Source organism: Streptomyces sp. NPDC051064, from assembly GCF_044455985.1.
In the GTDB taxonomy this organism is placed as follows: domain Bacteria; phylum Actinomycetota; class Actinomycetes; order Streptomycetales; family Streptomycetaceae; genus Streptomyces.
The window spans coordinates 973,376-993,891 of the sequence record NZ_JBITFK010000001.1 but is presented as its reverse complement, the minus strand read 5'-3'; the positions used below and the strand labels follow the sequence as shown (position 1 = coordinate 993,891).

Here is a 20,516-nt window from a genome sequence, read left to right as displayed (position 1 = left end):
CGTACCCCCTGCCGACCCACCAGCACCGGGGGCACCTCGTGAGCAACATCCCGGAGACGGGCCGGACCCAGCGGGTCCAGATCCGCCTCGTCGTCATCCAGGTCCTCGTCTTCTCCCTGCTCCTGACGCTCGGCGGCCGGCTCTGGTACCTCCAGATCCGCAACGGGCAGGAGTACACCGACGAGGCCAAGAACAACCACGTCCAGCAGGTCGTGCAGCCGGCCGTCCGCGGTGCCATCCTCGACGCCCGCGGTGTGCCCCTCGCCGACAACGAGACCCGCCTCGTCGTCTCCGCGAGCCGCACCGAGCTGATGAAGATGAAGGACGACGGCGTCGGCGTCCTCACCCGGCTGGCCGAAGTCCTCGACATGAAGCCCAAGGACGTCCAGGACAAGGTCCGGCTCTGCGACGCCAAGACCCCGCAGCCCTGCTGGAACGGCTCGCCCTACCAGCCGATCCCGGTCACCGACGAGGCCACCACCCAGCAGGCCCTCACGATCCGGGAGCGCGCCGAGGACTTCCCCGGCATCACGGCCGAACCCACCGCCGTACGCCGCTACGCCGGACCCGGCAAGGCCAACACCGCCCAGGTCCTCGGCTACCTCTCGCCCGTCACCGACGAAGAGGTGACCAAGGCGCAGGACTCGGACTCGCCCTACCTCCGCTCCGACCAGGTCGGCCGCTCCGGCCTGGAGCGCACGTACGACAAGGAGCTGCGCGGCAAGGCCGGCGTCACCCGCTACGAGGTCGACAACCTCGGCCGTGTCATCGGCCAGGCGCAGAACGACGAGGCCGAGCCCGGTTCCAGCGTCGTCACCTCCATCGACGCCCGGGTCCAGGCCGTCGCCGAGTACGAGCTCAACAAGGCGATGGAGACGGCCCGCAAGGAGATGGACCGCAACACCAACGAGCTGTACAAGGCCGACTCCGGCGCCGTCGTCGTCATGGAGGCCAAGACCGGGCGCATCGTGTCCATGGCCTCCCTGCCGACGTACGACCCCAACGCCTGGATCGGCGGCATCTCCGCCAAGGACTACGCCAAGCTCACCGGCAAGAAGTCCAACTTCCCGCTGCTGAACCGCGCCATCCAGGGCACCGCCGCACCGGGGTCGATCTTCAAGGTCATCTCCTCGACCGCCGCGGTGAACGCCGGATACGACTTCGACGGCAACTACCCCTGCCCGAGCTCGTACTCCATCGGCGGCCAGGTCTTCAAGAACTTCGAGTCCCAGGGCCACGGCAGCATCAGCCTCGGGCGCGCCCTCGAGGTCTCCTGCGACACCGTCTACTACGGCCTCGCACACAAGGAGTGGGCGAAGGACGGCGGCAACAAGCCGAAGAAGGATCCGGCGGACTGGTTCTACAAGACCGCCCACCAGTTCGGGCTCGGCAAGGAGACCGGCATCGACCTCCCCAACGAGGTCGCCGGCCGCGTTCCCGACCGCAAGTGGAAGCAGGACTTCTACGACGCCAACAAGGCGGCCTGGTGCAAGCAGGGCAAGAAGAACGGCACGTACGTCGAGAAGATCGCGTACGAAGGGTGCATCGAGGGCAACAAGATGCGCGCCGGTGACTCCGTCAACTACTCGATCGGCCAGGGCGACACGCTCGTCACCCCGATCCAGATGGCGACGATCTACTCCGCGATCTCCAACGGCGGCACCCTGTACGACCCGACCGTCGGCAAGGCGATCGTCAGCGGCGACGGCAAGGACGTCCAGGAGATCGCGCCCCAGGCCCACGGCAAGCTGCCCTTCACCGGAGACACGCGCGACAAGATAGACAAAGCCCTCGCGGGAGTCGCGACCCGGGGCAGCGCCGCCTGGCGGTTCGGCGGATGGCCCCAGGACAAGATCCCGATGCACGCCAAGACGGGCACGGCCGAGGTCTACGGCAAGCAGACGACCTCCTGGTTCGCCACGTACACCAAGGACTACTCGATCGTCATGACGATCTCCCAGGGTGGTACGGGCTCCGGCGCGTCCGGCCCCGCCGTGCGCAACATCTACAACGCGCTCTACGGGCTCGACGCGAGCGGCAAGCAGGACCTCAAGAAGGCGCTGCTGCCCGCACCCCAGAAGACCCTGCCCAAGATCAAGCCGGACGGCCAGATCGAGTCGCCCAAGATCAAGCCGTACACCCCCGCGCCCGTCGACGACGGCACCCAGGCGCTCGCGGGCGCCCTGCCCGGGACCGTGGGGAGGCGTGACTGATGGCAGGTTTCTCCGTCTCGCGCTACGCCCCCGAGGATCGCTCCGTCTGGGCGAAGCTCACCGCCCGCGACTCCGTCGTGCGTCGGCTGGACTGGCCCCTGCTCGGATCGGCCGTGGCGCTGTCCTTCGTCGGCTCGCTGCTGGTCTGGTCGGCGACCCGTAACCGTGAGTCCCTCACGCACGGCGATCCCTATTTCTTCCTCTTCCGGCACGCGCTCAACACCGGCATCGGCCTCGCGCTGATGATCGGCACCGTCTGGCTCGGGCACCGCACCCTGCGGGGAGCGGTGCCGGTCCTCTACGGACTGTCGGTCGTGCTCGTCCTCGCGGTCCTCACTCCGCTGGGCGCGACCGTCAACGGCGCGCACGCCTGGATCCTGCTTCCCGGCGGCTTCTCCCTCCAGCCCTCCGAGTTCACCAAGATCACGATCATCCTGGGCATGGCGATGCTGCTCGCCGCCCGGGTCGACGCGGGCGACCAGCTGCATCCCGACCACCGGACCGTCGCCAAGGCCCTCGGCCTGGCGCTGGTCCCGATGGCCGTCGTCATGCTGATGCCCGACCTCGGCTCCGTGATGGTCATGGCCGTCATCGTGCTCGGCGTGCTTCTCGCCTCCGGCGCGTCCAACCGCTGGGTCTTCGGGCTCCTCGGCGCGGGCACGGCGGGGGCGGTGGCCGTCTGGCAGCTCGGCGTCCTGGACGACTACCAGATCGCCCGCTTCGCGGCCTTCGCCAACCCGGCACTCGACCCGGCCGGCGTCGGCTACAACACCAACCAGGCCCGCATCGCGATCGGCTCCGGCGGACTCACCGGCACCGGGCTCTTCAACGGCTCCCAGACGACGGGTCAGTTCGTCCCCGAACAGCAGACCGACTTCGTCTTCACCGTCGCGGGCGAGGAGCTCGGCTTCCTCGGAGCCGGACTGATCATCGTCCTGCTCGGCGTCGTCCTGTGGCGCGCCTGCCGTATCGCCCGCGGGACGACCGAGCTGTACGGGACGATCGTGGCCGCCGGCATCATCGCCTGGTTCGCCTTCCAGTCCTTCGAGAACATCGGAATGACACTCGGAATCATGCCGGTGGCCGGACTTCCGCTGCCGTTCGTGTCCTACGGGGGCTCGTCGATGTTCGCCGTCTGGGTGGCCGTCGGACTGCTCCAGTCGATCAAGGTGCAACGGCGGATGTCGGCCTGAGCGCCGGGGCCGTCCGGCAGCTGCCGGACGGCCCCGGCTCCGCCCTGCATAACCCGGGGCATCGCGGATAGGTTCGTCATATGGCGGACTCGAAGCGTGAGATCGAGCGGAAGTACGAAGCGACTCCCGAGACCAGGCTGCCCGACCTGACCCGTGCGGCCGGGGTCTCCGCGGTCGTCCACCGGGGCCTCAGCGAGCTGGACGCCGTCTACTACGACACCGAGGACTTCCGGCTGGCCTCGGACTCCCTCACGCTGCGCCGCAGAACGGGCGGGGACGACGCCGGGTGGCACCTCAAGCTCCCCGTCTCCGCCGACGTCCGTGACGAGATCCGGTCCCCGCTCACCGACACCCTGCCGCCCGCCCTCGGCGAGCTGCTCCGCTCCCGGGTGCGGAACACGGCGGTGACCCCCGTCGTCCGGATCCTCTCCGCCCGGGACGTCCACCACCTCCTCGACGAGGACGGAGCCCTGCTCGCCGAGCTGAGCATCGACGAGGTCCTCGCGGAGCGGCTCACCGAGGAGGGGCACGGCACCACGTCCGCGTGGACCGAGCTGGAGGTCGAGCTGGCCGACGACGTCGACCCCGCCCTCCTCGACGCCGTCGAGCGGCGGCTGCGCAAGGCCGGTGTCCGTCCCTCGGCCGCGCCGTCCAAGCTGGCCAGGGCACTGGCCGAGACCGCACCCGGGAAGCCGCGGCCGGCGAAGGCGAAGGAGCCCTCCCCGCGCACCGCGGGCGACCATGTGCTCGCCTACGTGCGCCGCCAGGTCACGGCCCTCGTCGAGCTCGACCCCGCCGTACGCCGCGACCTGCCCGACAGCGTGCACCGCATGCGGGTCGCCACCCGCAGGCTGCGCAGCGCCTTCAGGACGTACCGCAAGGTGCTCGACCGGACCGTCACCGATCCGCTCCGCGCCGAGCTGAAGTGGCTCGCCGCCGAGCTCGGGGTCGACCGCGACCAGGAAGTCCTCGGTGAACGGCTGCGCTCCCATGTCGCCGCGCTGCCCGACACCCTCCTCCTGGGCCCCGTGAGCGCCCGGCTGACACTCACCTCCGTCGCCAGGCGCACCGGTTCTCGGCGACGGGTCGCCTCCGTGCTCGACGCGGAGCGCTACCTGGCCCTGCTGGACTCCCTGGACGCCCTCCTCGCCGACCCGCCCCTGCTCCCCGGAGCCGCGCGCACGGCGCGGGACGTCCTGCCCCGCGCCGTGCTCAAGGACTACGAACGCCTCGCCACCCGCGTCGGGCACGCCCTGGACCAGCAGCCCGGCGCGGAACGCGACGTGGCCATGCACGAGGCGCGCAAGGCCGCCAAGCGCGTCCGGTACGCCGCCGAGGCCGCCAGGCCGGCGCTGGGCAAGCCGGCCAAGAAGTTCGCCAAACGGATGAAGTCCGTGCAGTCGGTCCTCGGCGACCACCAGGACAGCGTCGTGGCCCGGGACGCCCTGCGCACCCTGGCGGTGCAGGCCCACGCCGCGGGGGAGTCCGCGTTCACCTGGGGCCTCCTCTACGGGCATGAGGAGGCCGCGGCGGCGGCACGGGAACGCGAGCTGCCCGAGGTCTGGGCGCGGGCGTCGCGGCCGAAGCTTCGCGCGGCGTTGGAAGGCTGAGCACCGGGTTACGCTTGGTGGTCACCCCTGCCAGCTACGAAGGTCCTCAGATGTCTGCCGAGTCGGTCTTCCCACAGCTCGAAGCTCTGCTCCCGCATGTGCAGAAGCCCATTCAGTACGTCGGCGGTGAGCTGAACTCCACCGTCAAACCGTGGGACGAGTGCGACGTCCGCTGGGCGCTCATGTACCCGGACGCCTACGAGGTCGGACTCCCCAACCAGGGCGTCATGATCCTCTACGAGGTGCTCAACGAGCGTGAGGGCGTCCTCGCCGAGCGCACCTACAGCGTGTGGCCCGACCTCGAGGAGCTGATGCGCGAGCACAAGGTGCCCCAGTTCACCGTGGACAGCCACCGCCCCGTCGGCGCCTTCGACGTGTTCGGCCTCAGCTTCTCCACCGAACTCGGCTACACCAACATGCTCACGGCCCTCGATCTCGCGGGCATCCCGCTGGAGTCCAAGGACCGCACCGTCGACCACCCGATCGTGCTGGCGGGCGGTCACGCCGCGTTCAACCCCGAGCCGATCGCGGACTTCATCGACTGCGCGGTCATCGGCGACGGCGAGCAGGCCGTCCTGGAGATCACCGAGATCATCCGCGCCTGGAAGGCCGAGGGCCGGCCCGGTGGACGCGAGGAGGTGCTGTTCCGCCTCGCGAGGACGGGCGGCGTCTACGTCCCCGGCTTCTACGACGTCGAGTACCTCCCCGACGGCCGCATCGGCCGCGTCGTGCCCAACAAGTCCGGCGTGCCGTGGCGGGTGTCCAAGCACACCGTCATGGACCTCGACGAATGGCCGTACCCCAAGCAGCCGCTCGTCCCCCTCGCCGAGACCGTCCACGAGCGGATGTCCGTGGAGATCTTCCGCGGCTGCACCCGCGGCTGCCGTTTCTGCCAGGCCGGCATGATCACGCGCCCCGTGCGGGAGCGAAGCATCACCGGCATCGGCGAGATGGTGGAGAAGGGGCTCAAGGCCACCGGGTTCGAGGAGGTCGGCCTCCTGTCGCTCTCGTCCGCGGACCACACCGAGATCGGTGACATCGCCAAGGGCCTCGCCGACCGCTACACGGACGACAAGATCGGCCTCTCGCTGCCCTCCACCCGCGTCGACGCGTTCAACGTGGACCTGGCCAACGAGCTGACCCGCAACGGCCGCAGGTCCGGCCTCACCTTCGCCCCCGAGGGCGGCTCCGAGCGCATGCGCAAGGTCATCAACAAGATGGTCTCGGAGGAGGACCTGATCCGTACGGTCGCCACCGCGTACGGCAACGGCTGGCGCCAGGTGAAGCTGTACTTCATGTGCGGCCTGCCCACCGAGACCGACGAGGACGTCCTCCAGATCGGTGACATGGCGGTCAACGTGATCGCCAAGGGCCGCGAGGTCTCCGGACAGAACGACATCCGCTGCACCGTCTCCATCGGCGGGTTCGTACCCAAGCCGCACACCCCCTTCCAGTGGGCCCCGCAGCTCAGCGCCGAGGACACCGACGCCCGGCTGAAGAAGCTCCGGGACAAGATCCGCGACGACAAGAAGTACGGCCGCTCCATCGGTTTCCGCTACCACGACGGCAAGCCCGGCATCGTCGAGGGCCTGCTCTCCCGCGGCGACCGCAGGGTCGGCGCCGTCATCCGCGAGGTCTACGAGTCCGGCGGCCGTTTCGACGGCTGGCGCGAGCACTTCAGCTACGACCTCTGGATGAGGAGCGCGGAGAAGGCGCTCCCCGCCTTCGGTGTCGACGTCGACTGGTACACCACCCGCGAGCGGACGTACGAGGAGGTCCTGCCCTGGGACCACCTGGACTCCGGTCTCGACAAGGACTGGCTCTGGGAGGACTGGCAGGACTCCCTCGACGAGACCGAGGTCGAGGACTGCCGCTGGACGCCGTGCTTCGACTGCGGCGTGTGCCCGCAGCTCGACCTGGACATCCAGATCGGCCCCACCGGCAAGAAGCTCCTGCCGCTGACGGTCGTGAAGTAGGCCCTCCGGGTGACAGCCTGGTGACGAACGCCCGGCCCGGGAAACTCCGGGCCGGGCGTTCGCGTCCCTGAGGGCATGGACCTCGACAAGCACCGCACGCCCGCGCCGTACGAAGACGGAGAAGGCTGTCTGACGACCCTCGTCAGGATTCCCGTCAGGATCGTGGTGCTCGTCCTGGTCCTGCCGGTCCGGATGCTCTGGGATCTTCTCCTCGCGGGAGGGCGTCTCGCGGAACGGGTGCTGCTGCGCCCCCTCGGACGGGCGCTGGAGTGGGTGTACGACCAGGTGCTCGTCCCGGTCGGGAGGGCGCTCGCCTGGCTGACCGTGGCCCTTCTCGTACGGCCCTGGGTAGGCCTGTGGCGCCACGTCGTCGTCCCGGCCGTCCGGTACGGGGTCGTCGTCCCGCTGGTGTGGCTCTACGGAGCTGTACTCACCCCGGCCGGACACGGGCTGCGGTGGGTGTACGACAAGCTGCTCGTCCCGGCGGTCACCGGACTCGTCACCTTCCTCCTGGTGTGGCCGGCCGTGGCCGCGTGGCGGTACGTCCTGAAGCCGCTCGGCATCGCGGCGGACTGGCTCGTGACCCACCTCGTCGTACTGCCGATCGTGTGGGTCCACCGGCACGTGCTGACCCCGGTGGGACACGGCATCGCGTGGACGTTCCTGATGGCCGGAAAGGGGATCGCCGCCACCGGCCGGGGGCTGTGGACCGCCGTCGTGTGGCTGGTCATGACCCTGCTCGTGCTGCCGCTCGTGTGGGTGTACCGCAGGGTCCTGGCGCCGGTGGGCCGGGAGATCGCGGCGGCCTTCGGCATCGCCTGGCGGATCGCCGGGTTCATCTCCCGCGCCGTCGGCCGCGCCCTGGCCTGGCTGGCGTGGCACCTGGTCGGTGCGCCGGTGACCTGGGTCTACCGCGCGGTGTGCACGCCGGTGGGGCATTTCCTGCGCGACGCGGCCTGGGCGCCCGTCAAGCGGGTCGCGCTGGAGGCGGGACGTGCGGCCCGCGGCGCGCTCGCCTCGGCCCGGGAGACCCTCCGCGCGGCCCGCAGGGACGCGTGGCGCGCACTGGTGGGACCACCGCAGGTCACGGACGCGCGGGAACTCGAAGGGTCCGCTGCGCGTACCCTGGGTAGGACAACGACTGTCCCCAGTGCGGCGCCCGCACCCGAGATCTCCCTGCTTGCCGACAAAACCGTCAAGCGGGGGTGAGCCGGAGCGGCACCCCGGGGCACCCCGTACTTCGTGGGCGGCACGCCACCGCGGCCGCCCCGCACCGAGGAGAAGAACCACTGGGCAAGCGACAGCCCGAAGGCCCGCCGCCCGCACCGGCGGTGCAGCGCATCCGACTGCGCTACACCAAGCGGGGCCGCCTCCGGTTCACCAGTCACAGAGACTTCCAGCGTGCCTTCGAGCGGGCGCTGCGCCGCTCCGAGGTGCCGATGGCCTACTCGGCCGGCTTCACCCCCCACCCGAAGGTGTCGTACGCCAACGCCGCCCCCACGGGTACGGGCAGTGAGGCCGAATTCCTGGAGATCGCCCTCACCGAGGCGCGGGATCCGGACACTCTGCGCAAGCTGCTCGACGCGTCGATGCCCGAGGGCCTCGACGTCATCGACGCGGTGGAGGCCCGAACCTCGGGCCTCGCGGACCGGCTGACCGCCTCCGTATGGGAGATGCGGCTGGACGGGGTCACCGTGCAGGACGCCGAAAAGGCCGTCGCCGCCTTCCTGGGCGCGGAGACCGTGGAGGTCCAGCGCCGGGCGAAGAACGGCATGCGGACCTTCGACGCCCGTGCGGCGGTCGCCGGTCTGGAGGCCCTTGATCCACAGCCTGATAGGTCCGGGGACAGGCCCTGTGCGATACTGCGGCTGGTAGTGCGGCACGTGACACCTGCCGTGCGACCCGACGACGTCCTGTCCGGTCTCCGAGCTGTGGCCGACCTGGCGCCGCCGGTCCCCGCAGCGGTGACCAGGCTGGCGCAGGGGCTCTTCGACGAGGAGTCCGGCACGGTGACCGACCCGCTCGCGCCTGACCGCGAGGCAGCCCCGGCCGTTTCCACGGCCGATCCGGCAGCCGCCGCGACGGCGCCGGAAGGTGCAGGTTCCGCGTAAGGCGGTCGTTGTAGCGCGGCCCTTGGACTCGGGAGCCATCTGGGTCCGGCCGCGCACCGCCCCATAAGACTTTCGCCAGGCCGTGCGTAGCGCGTACGGAACCGGCGAGCCAGACATCAGCTCCCGTGCGGCGCCCGCGCCCCGGACGGCGGTATCGCGCACATCACGCGAATCGCGTCGGACCGGAACAAGGCGTGGCGCCCGGGAGCGCGACGGGAGAACCGCCCGCATGCACGAGCCGAACGAACCCGGTACCACCGGAAACCCCGCAAAGCCGGAGGACAACAACGCCCCCGGGGACAAGCTGCCGCCGCGCCGCAGGCGCCGCGCGGCGTCCCGCCCCGCCGGCCCGCCGTCGGGCGCGCCGGGCGCGTCCGCCGCCGAGGACGTCACGCCGGCCATACCGGCCGCTTCCGCCGAGCAGGCCGAGCCCGACGCAGAGGCCGCGCCGCCGGCGCGTGCCCGTCGCCGTGCGGTCCGTAAGGCGACCGCTCCGGCGGGTGCGCCGCAGGCCGCCGCCGAGGTCGTGGAGCCGGTCACCGAGCCCGCCGCCGAGGCGCCGGCCGCCGCCGAGACCCCTGCCGTGAGCGCCGAGACGGACGAGGCCGCGCCGCCCGCGCGTGCCCGTCGTCGTGCGGTCCGTAAGGCGACGGCTCCGGCGGGTGCGCCGCAGGCCGCCGCCGAGGTCGTGGAGCCGGTCACCGAGCCCGCCGCCGAGGCGCCGGCCGAGGAAGAGGCCGAAGAGGCCGTCGAGGCCCCCGTCGTGGAGGCCCCCCGTGGCCGTCGCCGCGCCACCCGCAAGGCCACCGCTCCGGCGGGTGCCCCCCAGACGGCCGAGACCGCCGCGCAGGACATCGTGGCCGAGCCGGTGAAGGCTCCCGAGCCCGTCACCGAGGCCCCCGCGGAGCCGGCCGAGCCCGCCGCGCCGCGAGGCCGTACCCGCCGTCGTGCGTCGGCCCCGGCCGGTGCGCCGCAGGGCGCCCGGACCGCCGAGTCCCCGGCCGCGATCGTGGCCGAACCGGCTGCCGAGGCCGTCGAACCCGCCCGCACCGAGGAGACCGTCGAGGCGCCGGCCGCCGAGGCCGCGCCGCCCGCCCGCGCCCGCCGCCGTGCCTCCCGAAAGGCGTCCGCGCCGGCCGGTGCCCCGCAGCCCGTCGAGGAGGCCGCCGAGGAGGCCGCCGAGGAGGCCGCCGAGAAGGGCGAGGACCTCCCCGCCGCAGTGGCCGAGGAGCTGGCCTCCGAGGCCGAGCAGGTCGAGGAGGCCGCGCCGCGCGGCCGCCAGCGCCGCCGCGCCACCGCCGGCGCCGGCCGCCCCGAGTTCACCGGGAAGACCGAGGAGCCCGCCCGCAAGGGACGCCGTGCGACGCGCCCCGCCGTGGCCGTCTTCCAGGCCCCGGTCTTCGCCGAGCCGATGTTCCAGACCCCGGAGACCGCGGCTGCCGCCGCTGCCGCCGCGGGCTCCACCCCGGCCTACGACGAGAGCGACGAGGTCGAGGAGCAGAAGAGCGCGGACCGCGCGCCGCGTAAGGCCGAGAGCAGGCAGACCGCCGAGGCCGCCGCACCCGCCGAGGCCGCCGATTCCGCGCCTCAGGGCGGTTCGCGTCGCCGTCGCCGCCGTCGTGGCGAGGCCGTCGAGACCGAGCCGGCCGCGACCCCGGTGACGCTTCCGGTCGAGCAGGCGGCTCCGGCCGCCCCCGTCGAGGACGAGCACGAGGCCGAGACCGAGACGGACGCCGAGCACGAGGGCGACGAGACGGACGAGTACGGGGACCGCCCCTCGCGCCGTCGCCGCCGTGGTGGCCGTCGCCGCCGTCGCGGTGAGGCCAACGACACGGACGACGCGGAGCAGCAGGACGACGCCGCGGACCGTTCCGAGGACGAGCAGCAGGCGCACGACGACGAGGACGAGGAGGAGCACGAGTCCTCCTCCGGCTCCAGCAGCAGCCGTCGCCGCCGCCGTCGTCGCCGCCGCAGCGGGGACGCCGCCGGTGAGGACACGGGCACGGGCGCCGACGACCCGGAGCGCACGGTCGTCAAGGTCCGCGAGCCCCGTAAGAAGGAGGCCGAGCGCGAGCCCGGCACCGGCTTCGACGAGGTCCAGTCCATCAAGGGCTCGACCCGTATGGAGGCCAAGAAGCAGCGCCGCCGCGAGGGGCGCGAGCAGGGCCGCCGCCGCGTCCCGATCATCACGGAGGCCGAGTTCCTGGCCCGCCGTGAGGCCGTCGAGCGCGTCATGGTCGTCCGTCAGAGTGGCGAGCGCACCCAGATCGGCGTCCTCGAGGACAACGTGCTCGTCGAGCACTACGTGAACAAGGAGCAGGCCAGCAGCTACGTCGGCAACGTCTACCTGGGCAAGGTGCAGAACGTACTGCCGTCCATGGAGGCCGCGTTCGTCGACATCGGCAAGGGCCGTAACGCCGTCCTCTACGCGGGCGAGGTCAACTTCGAGGCACTCGGCATGGCCCACGGGCCGCGCCGCATCGAGACCGCGCTCAAGTCCGGCCAGTCCGTCCTCGTCCAGGTGACGAAGGACCCGATCGGCCACAAGGGTGCCCGCCTGACCAGCCAGGTCTCGCTGCCCGGCCGCTACCTGGTCTACGTGCCCGAGGGCTCGATGACCGGCATCAGCCGCAAGCTGCCCGACACCGAGCGCGCCCGGCTGAAGACCATCCTCAAGAAGATCGTCCCCGAGGACGCGGGCGTCATCGTGCGCACCGCAGCCGAGGGCGCGAGCGAGGACGAGCTGCGCCGCGACGTCGAGCGGCTGCAGGGCCAGTGGGAAGAGATCCAGAAGAAGTCGAAGAGCACCAGCAGCTCCAACGCGCCGACGCTGCTCTACGGCGAGCCGGACATGACCGTCCGGGTCGTCCGCGACATCTTCAACGAGGACTTCTCGAAGGTGATCGTCAGCGGTGACGACGCCTGGGACACCATCCACGGTTACGTGTCGCACGTGGCACCGGACCTGACGGACCGGCTGTCGCGCTGGACCTCCGAGGTCGACGTCTTCGCGACGTACCGCATCGACGAGCAGCTGATGAAGGCGCTGGACCGCAAGGTCTATCTGCCGAGCGGCGGCTCGCTGGTGATCGACAAGACCGAGGCGATGGTCGTCGTCGACGTCAACACCGGCAAGTTCACCGGCCAGGGTGGAAACCTCGAGGAGACCGTCACCAAGAACAACCTGGAGGCGGCCGAGGAGATCGTCCGCCAGCTGCGGCTGCGCGACCTCGGCGGCATCGTGGTCGTCGACTTCATCGACATGGTGCTGGAGTCCAACCGGGACCTGGTGCTGCGGCGGCTCCTGGAGTGCCTGGGTCGCGACCGTACGAAGCACCAGGTCGCCGAGGTCACCTCGCTGGGCCTGGTCCAGATGACCCGTAAGCGGGTGGGCCAGGGTCTGCTGGAGTCCTTCTCCGAGACCTGCGTCCACTGCAACGGCCGCGGCGTGATCGTCCACATGGAGCAGCCCACGGCCGCCGGTGGCGGCGGTGGCAAGCGGTCCAAGAAGCGCGGCCGCGGCGGCGCGGGACACGAGCACGAGCACGGCCAGGAGCACGAGCTGCCGGCCGAGGCCGAGGCCGAGACCGAGGCCGAGCTGGCCGCCGAGGTCGCCGCCCCGGTGGCGCTGCCCGAGCCGGAGTTCATCGCCGACGAGGAGCTGTACAGCAGCCCGGCCGAGGCCGAGGCGGCAGCGTCGCGCGGCCGTGGCCGCCGGCGTGCGACCCGTAAGGTCACAGCTCCGGCCGGCGCGCCCGCCCCGGTGGCCGAGGCCGCCCCGGCGGTCCCGGCGGCCGAGGAGAAGCAGCAGCCCGAGCCGGTGGCCGAGGCCCCGGCGGAGGCTCCCGCCGCACCCGAGGCCGAGGCCGCACCTCCGGCGCGTACGCGTCGCAGGGCGACCAGGAAGGCGACCGCCCCGGCGGGCTCGCCCAAGCAGGCCGACGTGACACCGCCGGTCCATCCGGCCGAGCCCGCGACGGAGCCCGTCGCGGCCGAGGACCCGGTGGTCGAGGCCGCCGCGGCACCGGCGCCCGCTCCCTCGGAGAAGGCGGCGGAGCCCGAGGCCCCGGCGGCTGATGAGGAGTCCGCTCCGGCCGCCCCGCCGCGCGCCCGTCGCCGGGTGACCCGCAAGGTCACCGCTCCGGCGGGGCCGCCGACCGGCGCCGAGGAGGCAGCGGCCGTCGTGGTCACGGGTACCGACTCCGACGCGTCCGAGGCATCCGGCACCGAAGCGGCGGAATCGGAGGCGCCGGTCAAGAAGACCGCGGCGCGGAAGACCGCGAAGAAGGCCACGGCGAAGAAGGCGGCCACCAAGAAGACGGCCGCCAAGACGGTCGCGAAGAAGACCGCGGCGAAGAAGACGACGACGAAGAAGGCAGCGGCGAAGAAGACCGTCGCCGCCGAGCAGTCGTCGCCTTCCGTGACGGCCTCGACCGACCTCTAGGGGACCGGCCGGGAAGTGACAGCGTCTGTGGGCCCCGCCTCGACCGAGACGGGGCCCACAGACGCGTGTGGGGCCGTGCAGGGGCCCGTCCCGCCCGGCGGCGGGGGGAAGGTGCGCACAACCGCCCCGTACGCCCGGCCGGCGCAGGGGTGGCGCGAGAGGGCCGGAGGGCCATCGCCACGGGCCCCAGCACGTCGTCCCGCGAGGGCGGTGGCCTCCGGCGACGTCGGCCTGGCACGTCCGTCCTCAGGTGTTTTTCGGAGGATCCCGGCGGTTCCGTGGGCGGGCCGGGGCCGGTTTGACCGGCAAGGCGGCTGTCCGTAGTCTTAACACTCGGTGTGTTTCCGTACGCACCTCCCCCTGAGCACATCCCTTCCGGTCTTCGGTGCGCGCATCGCGCACCTGCCGGGAGAGGCCGCTCATCCTTCCGGATCGTCCCGGGCCCCGGCCCGTGCGAGCGGCTGGCATCAGGGGATCCGTTCCGAGTGAGAGAGAGATCCGCGTGTACGCCATCGTGCGCAGCGGTGGTCGCCAGCACAAGGTTGCTGTCGGCGACATCGTTGAGGTTGACAAGATTTCCACCGCCAAGGTTGGCGACACGGTCGAGCTCTCGACCCTGCTCGTTGTCGACGGCGACGCCGTGACCAGCGACCCCTGGGTCCTGGACGGCATCAAGGTCCAGGCCGAGATCGTGGACCACCACAAGGGCGCGAAGATCGACATCCTTCGCTACAAGAACAAGACGGGTTACCGCCGTCGCCAGGGTCACCGCCAGCAGTACACGGCGATCAAGGTCACCGGTATTCCCGCGGCTGCGAAGTAAGGGACTGAGGAGACATGGCACACAAGAAGGGCGCATCGTCCACTCGGAACGGGCGCGATTCCAATGCTCAGCGGCTCGGCGTGAAGCGCTTCGGCGGTCAGGCCGTCAACGCCGGTGAGATCCTGGTCCGCCAGCGCGGCACCCACTTCCACCCGGGCACGGGCGTCGGCCGTGGCGGCGACGACACGCTGTTCGCGCTGACCGCCGGTGCGGTGGAGTTCGGTACGCACCGTGGCCGCAAGGTCGTGAACATCGTTCCCGTCGCTGCCTGAGTCAGGCAACGACTGAACGACACAGCACCTTCCGAGGGCGGATCTCAGCTTTCCCGGTACCCGGGGAAGCGGGTCCGCCCTCGGCGCGTTACGTCAAGAGACATTCCCGTATTTTTCCGTAGTACCTGGAGGCACCCACCATGACCACCTTCGTGGACCGCGTCGAGCTGCATGCCGCCGCGGGTAACGGAGGCCACGGCGTGGCCTCCGTACACCGTGAGAAGTTCAAGCCGCTCGGCGGGCCCGACGGGGGCAACGGCGGGCGCGGCGGCGATGTGATTCTCGTCGTCGAGCAGGCCGTGACCACGCTGCTGGACTACCACCACCACCCCCACCGCAAGGCCACGAACGGCCAGCCCGGCGCCGGTGACAACCGCTCCGGCAAGGACGGCCAGGACCTCGTCCTGCCCGTGCCGGACGGGACCGTCGTCCTGGACAAGGCCGGCAACGTCCTCGCCGACCTGGTCGGCCAGGGGACCACCTTCGTCGCGGGCCAGGGCGGCCGCGGCGGCCTCGGCAACGCCGCGCTGGCCTCCGCCCGTCGCAAGGCGCCCGGCTTCGCGCTGCTCGGCGAGCCGGGGGAGAGCCGGGACATCGTCCTGGAGCTCAAGACCGTCGCCGACGTCGCGCTCGTGGGCTACCCGAGCGCCGGCAAGTCCTCGCTGATCTCGGTGCTCTCCGCCGCCAAGCCGAAGATCGCGGACTACCCGTTCACGACCCTCGTCCCCAACCTGGGCGTCGTCACCGCCGGCTCGACCGTCTACACCATCGCCGACGTCCCGGGGCTCATCCCCGGCGCCAGCCAGGGCAAGGGCCTCGGCCTGGAGTTTCTGCGGCACGTAGAGCGCTGCTCCGTCCTGGTGCACGTCCTGGACACCGCGACGCTGGAGTCGGACCGTGACCCGGTCTCCGACCTCGACATGATCGAGGAGGAGCTGCGGCTGTACGGCGGCCTCGAGAACCGCCCGCGCATCGTCGCCCTCAACAAGGTCGACATCCCGGACGGCCAGGACCTCGCCGACATGATCCGCCCCGACCTGGAGGAGCGCGGCTACCGCGTCTTCGAGGTCTCGGCCATCGCGCACAAGGGCCTCAACGACCTCTCGTACGCCCTCGCCGGGATCATCGCCGAGGCCCGGGCCAGCAAGCCGAAGGAGGAGTCGACGCGGGTCGTCATCCGTCCCAAGGCCGTCGACGACGCCGGCTTCACCGTGACGGTGGAGGACGACGGCATCTACCGCGTGCGCGGTGAGAAGCCCGAGCGCTGGATCCGGCAGACCGACTTCAACAACGACGAGGCCGTCGGCTACCTCGCGGACCGGCTCAACCGGCTCGGTGTCGAGGACGAGCTGCGCAAGGCGGGCGCCCGGGCCGGCGACGGCGTGGCCATCGGCGCCGAGGACAACGCGGTCGTCTTCGACTGGGAGCCGACCATGGCCGCCGGGGCCGAGATGCTGGGCCGCCGTGGCGAGGACCACCGTATGGAGGCTCCGCGCCCCGCCGCGCAGCGCCGCCGCGAGCGCGAGTCCGACGGCGACGCCGCGCAGCGCGAGTACGAGGGGTTCGAGCCCTTCAGCGACTGATGACGCGGTCCCGCCCGGGGACGGGAAGCCGCCCGGGCGGGACGCGGGAGTACGGAGGGTGCCGATGGGCCGCCCGGGTGAAATCCGGTGTGCGGAGGCCCGCTCAAAGGTGCTCCATGCCGCTCACGCGTGTGGCGTCGGTCACCTGCCCGCAGGGCCGCGGTCCAGGTATTTCTCCTGTGTGGCAGGGGAACGGCAGGTGTTCACCGGGTGAGGCGCACTCGACGTCCACCTTGCGAGATGGTAACGGAGAGTGTAACCATCGGGATGTTCCCCAGCCCTCGCAAGGTAGGTCGTCTGTGTCTGAGCAGTACATAGCCCAAGTCCGCACCACGGCAGTCGTACTCGCCGGCGGTACCGGTCAGCGCGTGGGTCTGTCGATACCGAAGCAGCTGCTGAAGATCGCCGGCAAAGCCGTCATCGAGCACACTCTGAGCATCTTCCAGCAGGCCGAATCGATCGACGACGTCATCGTCCTGATGGCTCCGGGTTATGTCTCCGATGTCGAGAAGATCGTCGCGAAGGCCGGCCTGACCAAAGTCATCAAGGTGATCGAGGGCGGTTCGACCCGCAACGAGACCACCGAGCGTGCCATCGCGGCACTCGGCGAGGGCCTGGCCGACGGGGAGGACCGCAACGTACTGTTCCACGACGCCGTGCGTCCTCTGCTCTCCCAGCGGGTGATCAAGGACTGCGTCGAGGCACTCGAGCGCTACCAGGCGGTCGACGTCGCCATCCCGTCCGCCGACACCATCATCGTGACCCGCACCCACGGCGAGGACGGCGCGTTCATCACGGACGTACCGGACCGCTCCCGGCTGCGTCGCGGCCAGACGCCCCAGGCGTTCAAGCTGTCGACCATCCGGCGGGCGTACGAGGTCGCCTCGGGTGACCCCAACTTCCAGGCCACCGACGACTGTTCGGTAGTCCTGAAGTACCTGCCGGACGTGCCGATCTACGTCGTGGCGGGCGACGAGTACAACATGAAGGTCACCCAGCCGGTCGACGTCTTCATCGCGGACAAGCTGTTCCAGCTGGCCTCGACGGCCGTTCCGCAGCCGACGGGCGAGGCGGGCTACCGGGAACTGCTCACCGGCAAGACCATGGTGGTCTTCGGCGGGTCGTACGGCATCGGAGCCGACATCGCGTCGCTCGCGGAGTCGTTCGGCGCCAAGGTGTACGCCCTGGGGCGCTCCACCACGGGGACGCACATCGAGAACCCGGAACACGTCGACGAGGCGCTCTCCAAGGCGTACGCGGAGACCGGGCGCATCGACTACGTGGTCAACACCGCCGGCGTGCTGCGTATCGGCAAGCTGGCCGAGACCGACAGCGCGACGATCCAGGAGGCGCTGAACGTCAATTACCTGGCGCCCGTCCAGATCGCCCGCGCCTCGTACAAGTACCTGGCGGAGACCAAGGGCCAGCTGCTGCTCTACACCTCCAGCTCCTACACCCGCGGCCGCGCCGAGTACAGCCTCTACTCCTCCACCAAGGCCGCCATGGTGAACCTCACCCAGGCGCTGTCGGACGAGTGGGCGGCGGACGGGGTCCGGGTGAACTGCGTCAACCCCGAGCGGACCGCGACGCCGATGCGGACCAAGGCGTTCGGCGAGGAGCCGGTGGGTTCGCTGCTCTCGTCCGAGGCCGTGGCCCGTACGTCCGTGGACGTCCTGCTGTCCGAGATGACCGGCCATGTGATCGACGTCCGCCAGCAGGACCCGACCCGCGGGGCGAGCGAGGCGTCCGGCTTCGAGCAGGCCCTGGCCTCGGTGCTGGACCGTCAGATCGATGTGCCATAATCAGTGATCGACTATTCGGACCCCGTCGGTTCGCCGTAAGGGCGAAACCGGCGGGGTCCGAATGCGTGAAGGCGCTCTTCACAATTTCCCCGTAAGGTTTCCAGTCGGCATTCTCAGGAGCGGTACTTCGTGATTTCGAAAGCCATTCGTTTGGCTCGTGTCGGCAGCGGTTCGGAGCTGGCCGCCGCGCTTCTCCTGGGTCTGGGCTTCCCGTGCGTCATGGTCGCGGCCATAGTCCCCAACCTGTGGTTCTTCGCGGCAGCAGCCTTCGTGACCTATGCGGCGGACCAATATCTTCACCGCTGCGGCAGCTATCTCATCAACCGGCTCGCCGCGGTGCGCGCGGGTCTTTCGATCCGCTTCCTGGTGCGTCAACTGCTGCTGGTCCTGCTGCTCTCGCGCATGGGCTACGGCGAGGCGATGCTCTTCTACGTGACCGTGGCCTGCCTGCTGGCCTTCTACGGGCTCCAGGCGCCGCAGAGCGCGATAGTCACCCTCATCCGGCTGCGCCGCAAGCTGCCGGTGGTCACGCGGAACATCGACCTGAGCGCCGTGGCCATCGGGGACGCCCCGCCGCGCAGGCTGATGAGCCGTCCGGCCGAGAAGATGCTGCACCTGGACCTGTTCGGCCTGATCGGCGTGCTGATCGCCATCGAGACCGGCACCGCGGCCTTCGCGTACGGCGGCCTGGCTCTCATGCTCGGCTTCGCCGTCCTCTACCTTGCCGCGCTGCTGCCCTACGCGCGCCCCAGCCGCCTCGTCCCGCCGGAGGCCAAGGTCCTCGCTGCGGTCGACGACTGGCTGGGCACCTACCGGCCGACGGTCATCATGTACTTCTCCGGATCCAAGGATTCGGCGTACCAGGTGAACATGTGGCTGGAGACGATGGCCCAGCTCGGCGGGCGGCCGCTGATCTTCCTGCGTGAGCGCAACATCGTCCCGCAGCTGGCCATGACCTCGGTGCCGGTGCTCTGCGTGCCCGGCGGGGTCCACCTGATGAACCTGGACCTCTCGTCGGTCCGCGTGGCCCTGTACGCGGCGAACGTCGGCAAGAACATCCACATGCTGCGGGTCCCGACGATGAAGCACGTCTTCATCGGTCACGGCGACAGCGACAAGCTCGCCAGCGTCAACCCGTACAGCAAGGTGTACGACGAGGTGTGGACCGCCGGGAAGGCCGGGCGGGACCGCTACGCGCTGGCCGACGTCGGCATCCGCGACGAGGACATCGTCGAGGTGGGACGCCCCCAGCTCGCCTCGATCAAACCGTGGACCGGCGCCCCGAAGAACCCGATCCCGACCGTGCTGTACGCGCCCACCTGGGAAGGCTGGGACGACAATCCCGGCAACACCTCACTGCTGCTGGCGGGCGAGAACATCGTCAGGCGTCTGCTCACCGCCGACGAGCCGGTCCGGGTGCTCTACAAGCCGCACCCCTTCACCGGCACCCGCAGCCGGAAGGCCAAGGCCGTGCACGCCCGTATCACCGCGATGATCGAGCAGGCCGCCGCCGAACGCGCCACCGACCCCCGGTGGGCGAAGGAGCGGGACGCGCTGCGCGCCGGGCAGGCCGAGGCGCAGGCCGCGATGCTCAGCATCGAGACGAGGCTGTCCCGGCTCGCCGGCAGTTCGCAGACCGACAGGGACGAGGCCGAGCAGTCCCGGGACGCCAAGGTCGACCCCGAGATCGAGGCGGAGACCGCGAAGCTCAGGGAAGAGTGGAACGACGCCTACTGGCGTTCCACCGGCTGGTGGGAGCACAAGGTCATCGTCGGGGCCGCGCCCCGTCTGTACGACTGCTTCAACGAGTCGGACGCCATGGTCTCGGACATCTCCAGCGTGGTCTCGGACTTCATCGCGAGCGGCAAGCCCTACGCGGTGACCGACTCGGCCGCGATGGGCGTGGAGGAATTCCGGCGCCAGAACACCGCGGTACGCGCCGCGGTGATCCTCTCGAACTCGGCGGTCGAGCTGGACGAGCTGATGGCCGCCGTCACCGACCCGGCAGCCGACTCCCTGGGAGAGGCCCGGCGTGAGCTGAAGCAGTATCTGCTCGGCCCCGACGAGCCCACCTCCATCGAACAGTTCGACACGGCGGTCCGGGAACTGGCCGCCAAGGCGGAGGCGCGCAACATCGGTGTCGCCCGGAGCCTCGGCGAACCCGTGGGCGGCTGATCCCGGGAAGGCGCACATCGGGCATGGGCCCGTCGAAACCTGGAAACGGGTTTCGGCGGGCCTTTGTGGTGCAGCTCACAGGCCGAAACCGGGTGCAGCGCACAACCAACGCGCCGTATCGGCTGTCTCAATTGAACGTGAACGACAGTGCGATTCCCGGCGGCTGCGCGACGTCGCCGGGGTGTACATCGGTGATGCCGTGTTCACTCCTTGGCCTGCATCGGGTAGGGGTCCGTAGTGGACGGAGCCGTGGAGAGGGATGTTCCCGCCTGCGGGGCCGGCTCCGCCCGGGGCCCGCGCGACCGGGTGGACGC

General features: G+C 70.8%; 12 protein-coding genes. All 12 read left to right on the top strand.

Annotation, left to right across the window (positions count from 1 at the left end):
- Positions 1-38: 38 nt before the first annotated feature.
- The 12 genes from mrdA to ACIBCU_RS04635 all read left to right on the top strand — a co-directional run bounded on the left by mrdA (position 39) and on the right by ACIBCU_RS04635 (position 20,202).
- The gene (mrdA, locus tag ACIBCU_RS04690) at positions 39-2,213 is read left to right on the top strand and encodes a penicillin-binding protein 2 (protein ID WP_362941622.1); all 2,175 of its coding nucleotides are present in this window, start codon (positions 39-41) and stop codon (positions 2,211-2,213) included.
- The gene (gene rodA / locus ACIBCU_RS04685) at positions 2,213-3,406 is read left to right on the top strand and encodes a rod shape-determining protein RodA (RefSeq protein ID WP_362941619.1); all 1,194 of its coding nucleotides are present in this window, start codon (positions 2,213-2,215) and stop codon (positions 3,404-3,406) included. The genes mrdA and rodA overlap by 1 nt, the downstream gene beginning before the upstream one ends.
- A gap of 80 nt (positions 3,407-3,486) precedes the next feature.
- A complete protein-coding gene (locus tag ACIBCU_RS04680; RefSeq protein ID WP_399229202.1) occupies positions 3,487-5,016 on the top strand; it encodes a CHAD domain-containing protein in 1,530 nt (509 codons plus the stop codon).
- Positions 5,017-5,066: 50 nt separating this feature from the next.
- Positions 5,067-6,992: a TIGR03960 family B12-binding radical SAM protein gene (locus tag ACIBCU_RS04675; protein ID WP_399229199.1), complete on the top strand. Its 1,926-nt coding sequence runs from the start codon at positions 5,067-5,069 to the stop codon at positions 6,990-6,992.
- Between the two features lie 75 nt (positions 6,993-7,067).
- Positions 7,068-8,201 carry a hypothetical protein gene (locus ACIBCU_RS04670; RefSeq protein ID WP_399229197.1) on the top strand — a complete coding sequence of 378 codons (1,134 nt, stop codon included), beginning with the start codon at positions 7,068-7,070 and terminating at the stop codon, positions 8,199-8,201.
- Between the two features lie 122 nt (positions 8,202-8,323).
- The gene (locus ACIBCU_RS04665) at positions 8,324-9,103 is read left to right on the top strand and encodes a TIGR03936 family radical SAM-associated protein (protein WP_362935909.1); all 780 of its coding nucleotides are present in this window, start codon (positions 8,324-8,326) and stop codon (positions 9,101-9,103) included.
- A gap of 229 nt (positions 9,104-9,332) precedes the next feature.
- On the top strand, positions 9,333-13,547 hold the full coding sequence (locus tag ACIBCU_RS04660; RefSeq protein WP_399229194.1) for an Rne/Rng family ribonuclease: 4,215 nt from the start codon (positions 9,333-9,335) through the stop codon (positions 13,545-13,547).
- A gap of 502 nt (positions 13,548-14,049) precedes the next feature.
- A complete protein-coding gene (gene rplU, locus ACIBCU_RS04655) occupies positions 14,050-14,370 on the top strand; it encodes a 50S ribosomal protein L21 (RefSeq protein ID WP_015577124.1) in 321 nt (106 codons plus the stop codon).
- A gap of 14 nt (positions 14,371-14,384) precedes the next feature.
- Positions 14,385-14,642, top strand: coding sequence for a 50S ribosomal protein L27 (rpmA, locus tag ACIBCU_RS04650; RefSeq protein ID WP_014045902.1), 258 nt, complete (start codon positions 14,385-14,387; stop codon positions 14,640-14,642).
- 140 nt (positions 14,643-14,782) lie between these two features.
- Complete coding sequence (obgE, locus tag ACIBCU_RS04645) at positions 14,783-16,225, top strand: GTPase ObgE (protein WP_362935903.1); 1,443 nt, start codon at positions 14,783-14,785, stop codon at positions 16,223-16,225.
- Positions 16,226-16,524: 299 nt separating this feature from the next.
- Complete coding sequence (locus ACIBCU_RS04640; protein ID WP_362935900.1) at positions 16,525-18,027, top strand: bifunctional cytidylyltransferase/SDR family oxidoreductase; 1,503 nt, start codon at positions 16,525-16,527, stop codon at positions 18,025-18,027.
- A 129-nt stretch (positions 18,028-18,156) separates the two neighbouring features.
- Positions 18,157-20,202: a hypothetical protein gene (locus tag ACIBCU_RS04635; protein WP_362935897.1), complete on the top strand. Its 2,046-nt coding sequence runs from the start codon at positions 18,157-18,159 to the stop codon at positions 20,200-20,202.
- Positions 20,203-20,516: the final 314 nt, after the last annotated feature.

What these genes read in the sequence shown, in the direction of transcription:
- ACIBCU_RS04670 (WP_399229197.1), top strand. Translation starts at nt 7,068, where the DNA reads ATGGACCTCGACAAGCACCGCACGCCCGCGCCGTACGAAGACGGAGAA.
- ACIBCU_RS04660 (WP_399229194.1), top strand. Translation starts at nt 9,333, where the DNA reads ATGCACGAGCCGAACGAACCCGGTACCACCGGAAACCCCGCAAAGCCG.
- ACIBCU_RS04675 (WP_399229199.1), top strand. Translation starts at nt 5,067, where the DNA reads ATGTCTGCCGAGTCGGTCTTCCCACAGCTCGAAGCTCTGCTCCCGCAT.
- rodA (WP_362941619.1), top strand. Translation starts at nt 2,213, where the DNA reads ATGGCAGGTTTCTCCGTCTCGCGCTACGCCCCCGAGGATCGCTCCGTC.
- rpmA (WP_014045902.1), top strand. Translation starts at nt 14,385, where the DNA reads ATGGCACACAAGAAGGGCGCATCGTCCACTCGGAACGGGCGCGATTCC.
- ACIBCU_RS04680 (WP_399229202.1), top strand. Translation starts at nt 3,487, where the DNA reads ATGGCGGACTCGAAGCGTGAGATCGAGCGGAAGTACGAAGCGACTCCC.
- obgE (WP_362935903.1), top strand. Translation starts at nt 14,783, where the DNA reads ATGACCACCTTCGTGGACCGCGTCGAGCTGCATGCCGCCGCGGGTAAC.